The 14737-nt window shown below is 66.5% G+C and carries 11 protein-coding genes and 1 pseudogene; 6 read left to right on the forward strand and 6 right to left on the reverse strand.

Annotated elements, in window-relative coordinates:
* Positions 1 to 41: 41 nt before the first annotated feature.
* Entirely contained in the window at positions 42 to 2909 is a 2868-nt protein-coding gene (gene gcvP / locus HLA98_RS18890) for an aminomethyl-transferring glycine dehydrogenase (protein WP_057499863.1), read from the forward strand.
* 91 nt (positions 2910 to 3000) lie between these two features.
* Here the strand turns inward: gcvP and HLA98_RS18895 are convergent, their stop codons facing one another.
* The 3 genes from HLA98_RS18895 to HLA98_RS18905 form a co-directional block, all read right to left on the reverse strand.
* Entirely contained in the window at positions 3001 to 3411 is a 411-nt protein-coding gene (locus HLA98_RS18895; RefSeq protein ID WP_005410627.1) for a VOC family protein, read from the reverse strand.
* 138 nt (positions 3412 to 3549) lie between these two features.
* Complete coding sequence (locus tag HLA98_RS18900; RefSeq protein ID WP_057499864.1) at positions 3550 to 4917, reverse strand: amino acid permease; 1368 nt, start codon at positions 4915 to 4917, stop codon at positions 3550 to 3552.
* A gap of 82 nt (positions 4918 to 4999) precedes the next feature.
* Positions 5000 to 5722 carry an AraC family transcriptional regulator gene (locus HLA98_RS18905; RefSeq protein ID WP_032127825.1) on the reverse strand — a complete coding sequence of 241 codons (723 nt, stop codon included), beginning with the start codon at positions 5720 to 5722 and terminating at the stop codon, positions 5000 to 5002.
* A gap of 115 nt (positions 5723 to 5837) precedes the next feature.
* On the opposite strand from HLA98_RS18905, the gene HLA98_RS18910 reads away from it, so the two are divergent.
* Positions 5838 to 7928: a catalase gene (locus tag HLA98_RS18910; RefSeq protein ID WP_057499865.1), complete on the forward strand. Its 2091-nt coding sequence runs from the start codon at positions 5838 to 5840 to the stop codon at positions 7926 to 7928.
* A gap of 22 nt (positions 7929 to 7950) precedes the next feature.
* The gene (locus HLA98_RS18915; RefSeq protein WP_057499866.1) at positions 7951 to 8397 is read left to right on the forward strand and encodes a hypothetical protein; all 447 of its coding nucleotides are present in this window, start codon (positions 7951 to 7953) and stop codon (positions 8395 to 8397) included.
* 9 nt (positions 8398 to 8406) lie between these two features.
* Here HLA98_RS18915 and HLA98_RS21415 read toward each other — a convergent pair.
* Positions 8407 to 9146, reverse strand: a pseudogene (locus HLA98_RS21415) (alpha/beta fold hydrolase).
* Between the two features lie 140 nt (positions 9147 to 9286).
* On the opposite strand from HLA98_RS21415, the gene HLA98_RS18925 reads away from it, so the two are divergent.
* The gene (locus tag HLA98_RS18925; protein ID WP_057499867.1) at positions 9287 to 9826 is read left to right on the forward strand and encodes a hypothetical protein; all 540 of its coding nucleotides are present in this window, start codon (positions 9287 to 9289) and stop codon (positions 9824 to 9826) included.
* A 268-nt stretch (positions 9827 to 10094) separates the two neighbouring features.
* Here HLA98_RS18925 and HLA98_RS18930 read toward each other — a convergent pair whose 3' ends face one another.
* Complete coding sequence (locus HLA98_RS18930; RefSeq protein WP_057499868.1) at positions 10095 to 12221, reverse strand: methyl-accepting chemotaxis protein; 2127 nt, start codon at positions 12219 to 12221, stop codon at positions 10095 to 10097.
* Between the two features lie 235 nt (positions 12222 to 12456).
* On the opposite strand from HLA98_RS18930, the gene HLA98_RS18935 reads away from it, so the two are divergent.
* Together HLA98_RS18935 and HLA98_RS18940 are read left to right on the forward strand one after the other, a co-directional pair.
* Positions 12457 to 13419 (forward strand): L,D-transpeptidase family protein, encoded by a 963-nt coding sequence (locus tag HLA98_RS18935; RefSeq protein WP_057499869.1) that lies wholly within the window; start codon positions 12457 to 12459, stop codon positions 13417 to 13419.
* A gap of 4 nt (positions 13420 to 13423) precedes the next feature.
* Complete coding sequence (locus HLA98_RS18940; protein WP_057499870.1) at positions 13424 to 14080, forward strand: M23 family metallopeptidase; 657 nt, start codon at positions 13424 to 13426, stop codon at positions 14078 to 14080.
* On the opposite strand, the gene HLA98_RS18945 is transcribed toward HLA98_RS18940, so the two are convergent.
* Positions 14016 to 14684: a hypothetical protein gene (locus HLA98_RS18945; protein ID WP_057499871.1), complete on the reverse strand. Its 669-nt coding sequence runs from the start codon at positions 14682 to 14684 to the stop codon at positions 14016 to 14018. The two genes, HLA98_RS18940 and HLA98_RS18945, sit on opposite strands and share 65 nt — an antisense overlap.
* Between the last annotated feature and the right edge of the window lie 53 nt (positions 14685 to 14737).

The raw sequence follows: 14737 nt of genomic DNA on the forward strand, positions 1-14737 counted from the left end.
TTGTGCCCGTGCGTGTGCCCTTTCCTGACGGATCCTTCGCCATGTCCCAGAACACCCCTTCCCTGCGTGAGCTCGAGCACCACAACGCGTTCGTCGAGCGCCACATCGGCCCCAACGACGCCGAGATCGCGCAGATGCTCGATGTCGTCGGCCACGCGTCGCTGGATGGCATGACCGATGCCATCGTACCGGCCAAGATCAAGTCGCCGGCGCCGCTGGCGCTGCCGGAGTCGATGACCGAAGTACAGGCGCTGGCGAAGATCCGTGCGATCGCCGACAAGAACACTGTGCTGCGCAGCTTCATCGGCCAGGGCTACTACGGCACCCACACGCCGAACGTGATCCTGCGCAACATCCTGGAAAACCCGGCCTGGTACACCGCCTACACGCCGTACCAGGCGGAAATCTCGCAGGGCCGCATGGAAGCGCTGATCAACTTCCAGACCCTGTGCGCCGACCTGACCGGCATGGAAATCGCCAACGCCTCGCTGCTGGATGAAGCCACTGCCGCCGCTGAAGCGATGACCCTGGCCAAGCGTTCGGCCAAGTCGAAATCGGACACCTTCTTCGTGCACGACGCCGTGCACCCGCAGACCCTGGAGCTGCTGCGCACGCGCGCCGAGCCCATGGGCATCGTGCTGCGCGTCGGCACCCCGGCTGAAGCACTGGAAGCGGAAGCCTTCGGCCTGCTGCTGCAGTACCCGGATACCTTTGGCCAGGTGGGCGACTACAAGGCACTGGTCGATGCCGTGCACGCACGTGGCGGCCTGGTGGCCGTGGCCACCGACCTGCTGGCACTGACCCTGCTGGCCGCCCCAGGCGAATGGGGCGCGGACATCGTGGTCGGCAACAGCCAGCGTTTCGGCGTGCCGTTCGGCTTCGGCGGTCCGCACGCGGCCTTCATGGCCTGCCGTGACGCCTACAAGCGCTCGATGCCGGGCCGCCTGATCGGCGTCTCGATCGACGCCCAGGGCAACCCGGCCTACCGCCTCACCCTGCAGACCCGCGAGCAGCACATCCGCCGCGAGAAGGCCACCTCCAACATCTGTACCGCGCAGGTCCTGCTGGCCGTGATGGCCTCGATGTACGCCGTGTACCACGGCCCGGAAGGCCTGACCCGCATCGCCCGCCGCACCCACCGCCTGGCCTCGATCCTGGCCGCCGCGCTGCGCAACGCCGGTGTGCAGGTCGGTGGCGACTTCTTCGACACCCTGCACGTCACCGGCGTGCATGCCGATGAAATCCATGCCAAGGCGCGCGCCGCCGGTTACAACCTGCGCGCGATCGACAGCGACTCGGTCGGCATCAGCCTGGACGAGACCGCCACCCGCGCCGACGTGGTCGCGCTGGCTGCCGTGTTCGGCGCGCAGGCCGACGTCGACGCGCTGGATGCAAGCACCGCCGACGCGCTGCCGGCCGGCCTGCTGCGCCAGTCCGCGTTCCTCACCCACCCCGTGTTCAACACCCACCACAGCGAGCACGAGCTGCTGCGCTACCTGCGCTCGCTGGCCGACAAGGACCTGGCGATGGACCGCACGATGATCCCGCTGGGCTCGTGCACCATGAAGCTCAACGCCACCGCCGAGATGATCCCGGTGACCTGGCCGGAGTTCTCGCAGATCCACCCGCTGGTGCCGGCCGACCAGGCGCTGGGCTACAAGGAACTGATCGACACGCTGGAAGCGATGCTGGTGGAATGCACCGGCTACGACGCGGTGAGCCTGCAGCCGAACTCCGGCGCGCAGGGCGAGTACGCCGGCCTGCTGGCGATCCGTGCCTACCACCGCTCGCGCGGTGAGGAACATCGCGATATCTGCCTGATTCCGGACTCGGCGCACGGCACCAACCCGGCCTCGGCACAGATGTGCGGCATGAAGGTGGTGGTGACCAAGACCGATGCCAATGGCAACGTCGACGTCGAGGACATTCGCCTCAACGCCGAGAAGTACAGCGACCGCCTGGCCGCGATCATGATGACCTACCCGTCCACGCACGGCGTGTTCGAGGAAGAGGTGGTGGAGATCTGCGAAATCATCCACAAGCACGGCGGCCAGGTGTACACCGACGGTGCCAACATGAACGCCCTGGTTGGCGTGGCCAAGCCGGGCAAGTGGGGTTCGGACGTTTCGCACCTGAACCTGCACAAGACCTTCTGCATCCCGCACGGTGGTGGCGGCCCGGGCGTCGGTCCGTGCGCGGTCAAGGAGCACCTGGCGCCGTTCCTGCCGGGCAAGCTGGGGGACAACGGCCCGGTCGGCATGGTCAGCGCGGCCAGCTTCGGCAGCGCCTCGATCCTGCCGATCAGCTGGATGTACATCGCGATGATGGGCCGCGACGGCCTGCGCAAGGCCACCCAGGTCGCGCAGCTCAACGCCAACTACATCGCCAAGCGCCTGGCCCCGCACTTCAAGACCCTGTACACCGGCCGCAACGGTCTGGTGGCGCACGAATGCATCCTCGACGTGCGCCCGCTGGAGAAGACCAGCGGCATCGGCGCCGAGGACGTGGCCAAGCGCCTGATCGACTTCGGCTTCCATGCCCCGACCCTGAGTTTCCCGGTGGCCGGCACGCTGATGGTCGAACCGACCGAGAGCGAATCGCTGCACGAGCTAGATCGCTTCATCGACGCGATGATCCAGATCCGCGAGGAGATCACCGCGATCGAAGACGGCCGCCTGGACCGCGAGGACAACCCGCTGAAGAACGCGCCGCACACTGCCACCGCAGTGACCGCCAGCGAGTGGACCCACGCCTACCCGCGTGAACTGGCCGCCTTCCCGCTGGCCAGCCTGAAGCAGAGCAAGTACTGGCCGCCGGTGGCGCGTGTCGACAACGTGTACGGCGACAAGAACGTGATGTGCGCCTGCATCCCGGTCGATGCCTACAAGGATGATGAAGTCGAGGCTTGATTCCTCGCTGCATCGGTAAAGAGAACGGCCCGCGCAAGCGGGCCGTTTTCATGAGGGTGTGCGGACCAAGGCCACACCCACAACAATCCGGTCACGGGTCCGGCATCTGCCCCAGGCTCAACTGCCACGACACCCCGAAGCGATCCTGCACCCAGCCGTAGCGGTTGCTGAAGTCGTAGTCGCCCACCGGCATCAGCCAGTGGCCGCCCTCGCCCAGCACACGCGCGGCACGCTCGAACTGTTCGGCGCCGGAACACTCGACGAACAGCGAGATCGACGGGCTGAAGGTGAAGTCGTGCACGTCCAGGCTGTCGAAGCACAGGTAGTGGGTGCCACCGAGCAGGAAAATGGCCTGGCGGACCTGCCCGGGCACGCCGGCACCGGCGCCATCCGGATGGCGCTGCATTGCCAGCAGGCGGAAATCGGCGAAGGCCTCGGCGTACAGGGCCAGCGCGGCCTCGGCCTGGCCGGTGAACATCAGGAAGGGACGGCTGCGCAGCATGCGGTACTCCTGGTCGACGGGCCGATGACGGCCTGCCTGCACAGTGCCACGCGGAGTGTGTGCCTGTTGTAGAGCCGAGCCCATGCTCGGCTGGCGACCGCGCAAACAGCAGCCGACCGTAGGGTCGGCTCTACAGAATTACGCCTCGCGCATGCGCCTTGCGATGGCGCTGCTGGCGGCGATGGTGGCCGTCAGCGCCACCATCGACAGGAACTGCAGGCGGGTGTGCGACTCGCTCAGCAGCAGGCCGAAGATCAGCGCCAGGATGCCCAGCGCACACACGGTCAGCCATGGGAAACCGGCCATGCGGAACGGCAGCCGGGTGCCCAGGCGATCCGCACGACGGCGCAGCACCAGTTGCGAGACCAGCGACAGCGTCCACACCAGCAGGCAGGTGGAACCGACGATGTTCAGCAGCACCGGCAGCACCCGGTCCGGGAACAGCAGTTCCATCACGGTGGCAGCGAAACCGAACAGGACGCTGGCCAGCACGGCGATCACCGGCACCTGGCGCGGATCGGTCCAGCCCAGCACGGCCGGGGCTTCACGTCGCTGCGCCAGCGAATACATCATGCGCGATGCGCCGTAGAGGTTGGCATTGAGCGCCGACAGCAGCGCGATTACCGCGATCAGGGTGATGGCGGTGCCGGCGCCCGGAATGCGCGCGATGTCCAGCACGGCGGCGAATGGCGACTTCAGCGCTTCGCTGGTCCACGGCACCACGGCGATGATCACGCTCAGCGAGCCGATGTAGAACACCAGGATACGCCACGCCACGGTGCGGATGGCACGGGCGATGCTGCGTTCCGGGTCTTCGGTCTCCGCCGCCGCAACGGCCACGATCTCGGTGCCACCGAAGGCAAAAACGACAACCAGCAGCGCAGCGCCAATACCCGCCAGGCCCTTCGGGGCGAAGCCACCATGCTCGGTGAAGTTGCTCAGCCCCGGCGAGGTCACCTGCGGGAGCCAACCCATCAGCAGCGCCACACCGATGGCGATGAACGCCAGGATCGCCGCCACCTTGAGGATGGCGAACCAGAATTCGAACTCGCCGAAGTTCTTCACACCAAGCAGGTTGATCGCGGTGAAGAACAGCATGAAGGCCAACGCTGCCATCGGCACCGGCACCGCAGGCCAGACCGTGGCCAACAGCCCGGCCGCGCCTACCGCTTCGGCGGCGATCACGATCACCAGCTGCACCCACCACAGCCAGCCTACGGTGGCACCGGCGGTGGCGCCCATGGCGTCGGCCGCATACACCGAGAACGCGCCGCTGGTCGGTTTGGCCGCCGCCATCTCGCCCAGTGCGTTCATCACGATGATCACCAGCGCACCGGCCACCAGATACGACACCAGCACCGCCGGGCCGGCCGCCTGCACACCCACGCCCGAGCCGAGGAACAGGCCGGCGCCGATGGCGCTGCCCAGGCCCATCATGATCAGCTGGCGGGGCTTGAGCGAATGTCCGAGGCGGGACGGCGAAGCAGTCGGAATCGAGTTGGGCATCGGCAGGGCTGGCGGCGGGCTACAGGGGCGACACCTTACCCTGTCCCATGCCCGCGGGGATAGGCACAGCGCAGCAGGCGGCTCAGGCCAGCGCCGGCTCGCCGACGTTGCCACCGATACGGGCACGATAGGCACGCGGCGAGAAACCGGTTTCAGCCTTGAACTTGCGGGTGAAGGCGCTCTGGTCGCTGAAACCGCAGGCCTGGCCGATGCAGGCGATGCTGTCGTCGCCATGCAGCAGGTGCATGGCCATCTGGATCCGCAGCCGGGTCAGCACCTGCTGCGGGGTCATCTGGAACACCTTGCGGAAACTGCGCTCCAGCTTGGACAGCGAGAAGCCGGTGATGTCCAGCAGGGTCTGCATGCGCACGTTCTCGGCGTAGTGCGCATTGAGGTGGGCCAGGGCCAGCCGCAACTGCTCGTACTGGGTGCCCAGGCTGTCCTTCTGGCCAAGGTCGCGGGAGATGCCGATCAGCCCCTCGATGGCCCCATCGACCACCAGTGGGCGCTTGCAGGTCAGGCACCAGCCCGGTTCGCGGTTGGCGAACAGGTGCAGCTCCATCAGGTTCTCGATCACCTCACCGGACAGCACGCGGGCGTCCTGATCGACGTAGTCGGCGCTCAGCCCGGTCGGGTAGATCTCCGCCGCGGTACGCCCGATCACGTCCTTGCGGGCGCGCAGGCCCAGCCGCCGCAGCATGGTCTGGTTGACGTGGGTGTAACGCCCCTGAAGGTCCTTGATGAAGAACAGCACATCCGGGATGGCGTCGAACAGGGCTTCGATGTCGGCAGGCTCGACTCGCATGCCGCAAGCATACCCGAGCCTGCTTTTGCCTGTACGTTCACCTTTGCCGGACCTGGGTTTAACGGGGCTGGTTCCAGTGTCGTGGTTCCTTTTTGATGATCCGGAGCCAACGTCAATGGCCGCCAGCAAGCCGACCGGCAAGCGCGCAACCACCCCTGCCGAAAACCACCGCCGGGGCGATGGCGATGAACTCCACCAGCAGGCTGGGGGCAGCCATCCGGCGATGACCACCGACCAGGGCATCCCGGTGGCGGACAACCAGAACTCCCTGCGGCAGGGACCTCGGGGGCCCACGCTGCTGGAGGACTTCATCCTCCGCGAGAAGATCACCCACTTCGATCACGAACGCATTCCCGAGCGCATCGTGCACGCACGTGGCAGCGCAGCACACGGGTACTTCGAGCTGACCCGATCACTGGCAGCCCATACCCGCGCACGCATCCTGACCGAGGTCGGCGTGAAGACGCCGGTATTCACCCGCTTTTCGACCGTGGCCGGTGGCGCAGGCTCGGTGGACACCCCGCGCGACGTGCGCGGCTTTGCGGTCAAGTTCTATACCAAGGAGGGCAACTGGGATCTGGTCGGCAACAACATCCCGGTATTCTTCATCCAGGACGCGATGAAGTTCCCGGACCTGGTGCACGCGGTGAAGATGGAACCGGACCGCGCCTTTCCGCAGGCCGCGTCGGCCCACGACACGTTCTGGGACTTCATTTCGCTCATGCCCGAATCAATGCACATGATCATGTGGGCAATGAGCGACCGCGCCATCCCGCGCTCGCTGCGCATGATCGAAGGCTTCGGCGTGCACAGTTTCCGCCTGCTGAACGAGGCGGGCGAATCGACCTTCGTCAAGTTCCACTGGCGGCCGAAGCTGGGTATCCAGTCAACGGTCTGGGACGAAGCGCTGAAGCTGCAGTCGGCCGACAACGACTTCCATCGCCGTGACCTGTTCGAGGCGATCCAGCGCGGCGATTTCCCCGAATGGGAACTGGCGGTGCAGCTGTTCACCGAAGATGAGGCTGACGCGTTCCCGTTCGATCACCTGGACCCGACCAAGATCATTCCCGAATCGCTGGTACCGTTGCAGGTCATCGGGCGCATGGTGCTGGACCGCTGGACGGATAACTTCTTCGCCGAAACGGAGCAGGTGGCCTTCTGCCCGGCCAACGTGCCACCGGGTATCGACTTCAGCAACGATCCGCTGCTGCAGGGGCGCCTGTTCTCTTACCTGGACACACAGCTGCTGCGCCTCGGTGGCCCGAACTTCCACCAGATCCCGGTGAATGCACCCAAGTGCCCGTTTGCCAATCACCAGCGCGACGGGCATATGCAGATGCAGGTGCCCAAGGGCCGGGTGGCCTACGACCCCAGTTCGCTGCAGGACGACACCCCGCGCGAGACGCCCAGCGGCTTCCGCAGTCACGCCAGTGCCGACGACGGCCGCAAGGGCCGCACCCGTGCGGAGAGTTTTGCCGACCACTACAGCCAGGCCCGCATGTTCTTCCGCAGCCTTGAAAAGCCGGAGCAGGCGCACCTGGCCTCGGCGCTGGTGTTCGAGTTGTCCAAGGTGGAAACGCTGAAGGTGCGGGTACGCACCGTCAGCCACCTGCGCAACATCGATGACTCACTGGCGCAGCGCGTGGCCGATGGCCTGGCCCTGCCCGCACTGCCCGACCCCGCGCCAACCGCCACCCCGGTGCGGGACATGCCGCCCGCTCCCGAGGTGCGCGTGATCGGGCGTAACAAGCCTACCCTGCAGGGTCGCTGCATCGGCATCCTGTTCGATGAAGGCTCCGACGCCCGCATCATTGCCAACCTGAGCAAGGCAGCCAGGAAAGCAGGTGCAGACGTGAAGCTGGTCGCCCCCAAAGTGGGGGGTGCCACGCTCAGCGATGGCGCGCTGCAGGCGGCGGATGGGCAGCTGGCGGGCACCCCGTCGGCCGTGTTCGATGCGGTCGCCGTGGTGCTCAGCCTTGAAGCCGCGAAGGCCTTGTCGAAAGAAAGTGCAGCCGTCGAATTCGTCAGCCAGGCGTGGGCGCACCTGAAGGCCATCGCCAGCGATGCCGGTGGCCAGGCGCTGCTGAAGGCGGCACGGGTCGGCAACGATGCCGGCATCGTCGAAGCGGAAGACGCCAAGGCCTTCCTGGCAGTCGCCGCCACCCGCCAATGGGCGCGTGAACCCAAGCTGCGCCTGCTGGCCTGACTACAACAACAGGAGAACTGTCATGCCCCGTGGTGACAAATCCGCATATACCGAGAAACAGAAGCGCCAGGCCGAGCACATCGAGGAAAGCGAGCGTGATCGCGGCGCCAGCGAAGGAACGGCCGAACGCATTGCCTGGGCCACCGTGAACAAGCAGGACGGCGGCGGCAAGCGCGCCGGCAGCGCACGCAAGGGCACCAAGAAGGCGACCAGCAAAAAGGCTGCCAAGAAGGCGCCTGCCAGGAAGTCGGCTACAAAGAAGGCCACGACCAGGACGACGGCGGCAAAGAAGGCACCGGCTCGCAAGACAGCCACAAAGAAGGCCGCAAAGAAGACAGCGGTCAAGAAAGCCGGTACAGCCGCCTCGCGCAGTGCTGCCGCGAAGAAGGCGGCCAAGACACGTGCGGCAAAGAAGACCGTGCGCAAGGCGGCGGCGAAGAAGGCTGCGCGTACCCGCTCGCGCGGCTGAGTCCTGCGATCAGGGTGACAGCATCCTCATCCACGCGGCGACTTCGGCTGCAGCTGCGTCGGCGCGCGCCTGCAGCAGCAGGTGTGGCGCCTCCAACGACACATGGCGCGCCTCGGGCAACAGGGCCTGCAGCTCGGCCACGCTGGGTGGCCACAGCAGGCGGTCATGGCACGCGTGCAGGCACAGCGTCGGCACTTCGATTGCCGGCAGCAATGCGCGTACGTCGACCCGCAGGGTCGCTGCGGCCGTTGCCGCAACGTGATCGCCGGAACCCGGGCCAACGCATCGCGCAGCATCGACAGGTGCTCGCGGGTGCGCCACCGCCCCAGCAGCAGGCGGGCCAGCAGCGCCACGGGAGGCAGAGGCCAAGCCGGCGACATCAGGGCTGCGCTGGCTGCCGGCAATGGCACCGGCCGACGCGCGAAGGTCGCGGCAAGCACCAGTCCGCGCAGCCCGCTGGGCTGTCGCGCGGCCAGTTCAATCGCCAACGGGCCCGAGAAGGACTCGGCAAGCAGGATGAAGGGATGGCCCGGCAGCTGCGACCACAGCCGTTGAGCAAGCGTGGCGTGATCCTGCCCTCCCTGCGCAGGCAGCGTGATCGCCTGCGTCGTCAGCCCATGGGCCTGAAGTGCTGACAGAAACGGGGTCGACAGACAGCCGGAACCATCCAGGCCGGGCAGCATCAGCACGTCCTGCGGCGCGGCCGATCCTGAATCACAGTCCGGCTTTTCCTCGCCCCTGATTCCCATGCCACCTCCTTTGTTGGCAAGCATCGCCCACATCGGCAGACAACGGTACCTCTGCTCCCGCTATCCTGCTGCTTTGCCGGTCAAGGTTGAGCGATACTCCCCGCTCTGCCGCGGGACGCGGCTGCCAAGGAGAGCCTCTGATGCGATGGACCTACGCGCTGGCCATGATGGCCATGATGCTGCCACTGAACAGCTCCGCCAGCGATGGCTGGACAAGCGGGGACGGCAAGGCAATGCCGGAGACCGATGCCATGAAATCCAGCGGTGGCTTTGCGGCATCGCTGCTGGTCACCTCCGATGCCGACTGGCGGGCCAAGTGGGAAACCCCACCAGAGACCACTCCAGGTTTTACCCAGGCTGACGAAGTCCACCCGGGCGGTGAATTGTTCCTGCTGACATTCCTGTCCAACCCGCAACTGGATGAGAACCGCGTACCCAAGGTGCACTGCGATCTGCGCATGCTGCGCCCGGACGGCAGTACCAGCATCGACGAACGCGATGTTCCCTGTTTCACCGCTGCCCTGCCCGGCCCGCCAACCCTGTTGTACATGACCAACCTGCACCTGAAGTTCGTGGCCGAGGCCAGTGATCCGAAAGGCACGTGGACTGCGCAGGTGGTGGTCAAGGATCTGCTGCGGAATGTGAGCCTGCCTCTGCAGGCTCGCTTCGACGTCCGTTGAACGGAGGCGTGCGGATGAAAGTGCGGCACTTGCTGAGCTGCACTGGGCGCTTGATGCCATAGGCGCAGGCAGCCTGTTGCACGGCAAACCCTGGTCGACTGCGTATGCGGTGCTGGTACCGCCAACATTGCTGTTGCTGTACGCGGCAGGTCGGTTGATCGAGCGTTCTGCGCGCGGGCGCTAGCGGCACTCAACCGTTGCGTGCATCGACGCCCTGCATGCGGGTCATCGCATGCAGGGCGCCATCCAACATCGCGCCGCCGTTGGCTTACGCCGCGCGCGCAGGCACGATGGACTTGCGCGCACCCTGCTCCAGCTGGAACACCGACACCGACGTGGTCAGCGCATGCGCCTGCTCCTCCAGCGCGCGGCTGGCCGCGGTGGCTTCTTCCACCAGGGCGGCGTTCTGCTGGGTCACCTGGTCCATCTGCACCACCACCTGGTTGACCTGCTCGATGCCGGCGGCCTGTTCCTTGCTGGCCGCTGCGATGTCGCTCATCAGCTGGGTAGTGCGCGAACTGGCCTGGGCCACGCGCGCGATCGCCGCTTCCGATTCAACGGTCACCGCCAGGCCACTCTTCACCTTGGCAGCAGCGTCTTCGATCAGCTCCTTGATCTCCTTGGCGGCGACACCGGCACGCTGTGCGAGCGTGCGTACCTCGCTGGCGACCACGGCGAAACCGCGCCCCTGCTCGCCTGCACGTGCGGCTTCCACCGCAGCATTCAGCGCCAGGATGTTGGTCTGGAACGCGATGCCGTCGATCACCGTGGAGATTTCCGAGATGCGTGCCGAGGACTGATCGATCTCACCCATGACCGACGCCATCTGTGCCATCGCCTGTTCGGTCTCGCGCACGGCGGCACCGGCGGCATGCGCTTCACTGTCAGCCTGGCGCGCCAGCTCGGCGTTCTGACGCACGGTGGAGGTCAGTTCCTCCATCGATGCGGCGGCTTCTTCCAGATTGGCCGCCTGCTGCTCGGTACGGCGCGACAGGTCGTTGTTGCCGGCCGCCAGTTCCTGCGCCGCGTTGTTGATGCTGTCGGCGGCTACCTGGATGCCACGCACGATGCCGGTCAGCTGGGCGGTGGTGGTGTTGGCGTCGTCGCGCATGCGGGCGAACACGCCGTCGTACTCGCCATCCATGCGTGCGGTCAGGTCGCCATGCGAGATCGCGCGCAGCACGTCGGAAACATCGGCGATGCTGGACTGCGAGCTGGCCATCATGCCGTTGAGGTGCTCGACCATCGCCTTGAACTGGTACTGGAACACGGCGGCGTCGCCGCGCATGCTGAAGTTACCGGCACGGGCGGCACGGGCCAGTTCATCGATCTGCGCGTTGATCGCCATCAGGCTCTGCTTCACCGCCGCCAGGGTGCGGGTCAACGTGCCCTTTTCGCCCGGGTAGTCCGGCAGGTCGCGGCTGAGGTCACCGATGGCATAACGCTGCATCACTTCAGCCATCAGCAGTTCCACCTGCACGTGCGATTCGACCAGGCTGTTGGTGGCCTGCACCATGCGGCCGAAATCGCCGGGGAAGGCACTGGCATCCATGCGATAACGGATTGCGCCGGCTTCGTGCTGTTCGGCCATCTGCAGCTGCGCGCCGATCGCCGCCTGCACGCTCTGGCGGACGCTGGCCATGGCCTCGCCCAGCTGGGTCAGCTCGTCGCGGCCACCGAGGCGGAACTCCTGGTCCAGCTGGCCCTTGGACAGCCGCTCGGCCAGATTCACCGCGCGCGCCAGCGGGCCGGTCAGGCTGCGGCCGATCATCACCGAGGCGGCGATGCCCGCCAGCAGCGCGACGCCGCCCAACACCAGCAGCTGCAACAGGCTGCGCTCGCCCAGGCGGATCGCTTCGGCAGCAGCCTTGCGGCTTTCCTTTTCCTCGAAGTCCACGCCGTCCGACAACGCCTTGTTCCAGCCGTTGGCCGCGTCCTGCACCGGGCCCAGGGTCAGCGCCACGGCGCCCGGGTAGTCGCCCTGCTCCATCAGCTCGCTGGTCTGCTTGTTGAGCGGGCGCGCGATGGCTCGCTTGGTGGCGATGGTTTCTGCAATGGCTTTGCCTTCGGCATCACCCGGAAGCGCCTGGTAGGCGGACCAGCTGGCCTCGTAGCGCTTGACCAGATCGGCAATGCGCTTCTCGTCGCTGCTGCGGTCGTCACCTTGGCGGATCAGCATCTCGCGGCGCACCACCATCATCTGGTTGTTGGCATCGAGCATCTGCGACAACAGGCGCACCTTGGCCACGCTGACGTCGACCACCTGCTGCATCGCGCGCTTCTGCACGACACTGGCGGTGGCGCCGGTGGCCACCACAGCGGCAACCAGCAGCAGCAACAGGCCAAAGCCCAGCCCAAGACGCCAGGCAACCCTGACGTTCCTCAAGTAGTTCATGGGGGTATCCAAAACGGGGGGATGCGCCCTTATCGGCGGCCCGGCAGGCAATCTTGATCGCCACTCATCGATGGCGTCGGGTACCGTTCACCTTGGTGAGACTCCGGCCCGGCGGCATCTACGCCCGGGACCGGGCTGCTACGGGCATGGCTGCTCATGCAGGCGTCAGATCGCTTTCACGGTGGCTCTGCGCGGGCTGCAGGCAAGGTTGTGGCGCCATCTGCTGGAGATCCCAATGCCTTTACTTGTGTCCCGATCCGCCCTGCTCGCTTTGTCGCTCCTGGCATCGCCTGCGTTCGCGCAGGCGCCGCCGCCTGGACTGCCTGCCCCCATTGCCGAGAAGGCAGGACCGGACACCGCACCACGATCTGCCCTGCACGCCCAGGTGCTGCTGGATCGCGCGAATTTCTCTCCCGGCCAGATCGACGGCGAAGTGGGCAGCAACCAGCGGCGCGCAGTGTCGGGTTTCCAGGCGGCGCGTGGGCTGACGGTAACGGGTGAACTGGATGACGCGACCTGGAAGGCCCTGCAGGCTGATACGGTCACCCCCCTGGCCAGCTACACGCTGACCAGCGAGGATGTCGCCGGGCCGTTCCAGGCGGTGCCGAAGGGCCCCGCCGCACAGTCCAAACTGAAATCGCTGGGCTTCAACAACGTCGAAGAGTCGCTGGGTGAACGCTTCCACGCATCCCCTGAGCTGTTGAAGCTGCTCAATCCGGGCGTGGATCTGAGCAAGGCCGGCAACCGCATCCAGGTGCCCAACATCGCACCGGCGGCATTGCCGAAGGCGACGAAGATCGTGGTCGACAAATCCGACTCCACCCTGCAGCTGCTGGATGCGCAGGGCAAGGTGATCGCGCAGGTGCCGGTGTCGTCCGGCAGCCAGCACGACCCGTTGCCGATCGGCGAATGGAAGATCCTGGGTGTGTACCGCGACCCGCCGTTCCACTACAACCCGAAGCTGTTCTGGGATGCCCGAAAAGGTGAAAAGAAGGCGACACTGCCGCCGGGCCCGAACAATCCGGTCGGCCGGGTCTGGATCGACCTGTCCAAGCCACACTACGGCCTGCATGGCACGCCCGAGCCCGGCCATGTCGGCAAGACCGAGTCGCATGGCTGCGTGCGCATGACCAACTGGGATGCGCTGCGTGTGGCCGATGCGGTGGATACCTCGGTACCCGTGGTGATGCAGGAGTGAGCCGATGCGTCTTTCGCAGCTGATCGTACTGGGCGTTCTGCTGGGGCTGAGTGCAGGCTGGTGGCTGCACCGCGATGAAGGCAAGCCGGTGGCGGTTGCCCAGCCCGCAGTGCAACCTGCGGTGGCTGCGGCTGCAACGCCGCGCGTGGACGGCCCGGCTCCCACGGCCGCGCCGCCGTCCAACGCCACCGATGCGCCAGCCGGTCTGCTGCTGCCGGTGCAGGGCATCCAGGCGTCCCAGCTGCGCGACACGTTCACCGATGCACGCAGCGAGGGCCGCGTGCACGATGCCATCGACATCATGGCCACCGCCGGCACGCCGGTGCTGGCGGTGGCCGATGGCACCGTGGAAAAACTGTTCGACAGCGAACGCGGTGGCTTGACGATCTACCAGTTCGAGCCCAGTGGCCGCTGGTGCTACTACTACGCGCATCTGCAGCGCTACGCCGATGGCCTGGCGGAGAAGCAGGTGATCAAGCGCGGAGACGTCATCGGCTATGTCGGCAGCACCGGCAACGCCAGTGCCGAGGCTCCGCATCTGCACTTTGAAGTGCACGTGCTGGGGCCGGAGAAGCAGTGGTGGAAGGGGAAATCGATCAATCCGTATCCGTTGCTGGAATCGGCTGCTTCGACGCCCGACGCTGCCAGCGTCGCAAAGTGATGGTGAATGCCGCCAGGGCAGCCCCGGGAATCAGCAGGAACAAGGCCGCCACCTTCCAGAAAAAGAACGGCCACAGCCACAGGTAGTCCAGGTCGGTCAGCTTCAGCACGTCCATCGGCGGCAGCAGGTCCACCGAGGCCGCACGGCCGGCCAGCGCCGGGTCGACCTCCAGCACGGTCAGCCGCAGCGAGGAACGGCCACGCGGCAGTGCATCACCGCGGCCGTAGCCGAAGTACGAGGCGGCGAACCTGTCTCGCTCGACCGATTCCAGTGCGCGGTGGATCTCTGGACCGGTCGTCGCCGAGCGGCGGTCCGCGCGGAACTCGGTGCGATCGGTCGGGGTGTCCGCGCGCAGGCGCAGCTCGGGATCGACCGCCGGATCGGCGCTGTCATCCGCATAGCGCAGGCGCAGCCGCAGCGGGTCGTCGATGAAGCGGTACACCGTGATCTCGGCGGTCGCGCCCGGCTGCAGCACCAACGGCAGGGTCTGCGTGCGCGAAGCCAGGTAATTGGCGAGCGCGCCCAGCACCAGCACGATGCAGGCCAGCGTCCACAGGCTCCACAGCAGCCACAGGGTCACCCGTACGACCGTCTCGCCCTTCATGCCGAAGTCTCCGTCATCGCTGCGCTTCCCCGCCGGCTGTGCCGCCACAGTAT

Origin of the sequence: Stenotrophomonas africana (assembly GCF_013004645.1) — a bacterium.
Taxonomy (GTDB): domain Bacteria; phylum Pseudomonadota; class Gammaproteobacteria; order Xanthomonadales; family Xanthomonadaceae; genus Stenotrophomonas; species Stenotrophomonas africana.